At 74.2% G+C, this 559-nt stretch carries 1 protein-coding gene; it reads right to left on the bottom strand.

Translation table 11 applies throughout. The annotated features are described in order from the left end of the window. Positions 1–559: molybdopterin molybdotransferase MoeA (locus AC1D15_RS36405; protein WP_477829918.1), on the bottom strand; the 559-nt coding region annotated here is incomplete at both ends.

Below are 559 nucleotides of genomic sequence, written 5' to 3' on the forward strand. Positions count from 1 at the left end.
GCATCCCGGCCGCGGCCCCTTGCAGCCGCAGCAGCACCGGCCGCACCGCCAGCAGGAAGGTGATGAAGCTCGACACCGGGTTGCCCGGCAGGCCGATGAACCAGGCTTCGCCCGCGCCGGAGGAAGCGCCACGCCGCACGCTGCCGAACGCGAGCGGCTTGCCCGGCTTGAGCGCGATCTGCCACAGGTCGAGCCGCCCTTCGGCCTGCACGGCAGGGCGCAGGTGATCTTCTTCGCCGACCGACACGCCGCCGCTGGTGACGATCAGGTCGTGCCCCCGTGCCGCCCGCACCAGCGCGTCGCGCGTCGCGTCGAGCCGGTCCGGCACGATGCCGAGGTCGGTCACCTCGCCGCCCAGCGCCTGGATCAGCGCGCGCAGCGTGTAGCGATTGGAGTTGTAGATCGCGCCGGGGCGCAGCGGCTCGCCCGGCATCACCAGCTCGTCGCCGGTGGAGAACAGCGCGACGCGCGGCCGGCGCATCACCGGCAGCGTCGCCGCCCCGACCGAGGCCGCCATCCCGAGCGCCTGCGGCGTCAGGCGCAGGCCTTGCGTCAGCAC

The organism is Rhizobacter sp. P2_H2 (genome assembly GCF_056403375.1).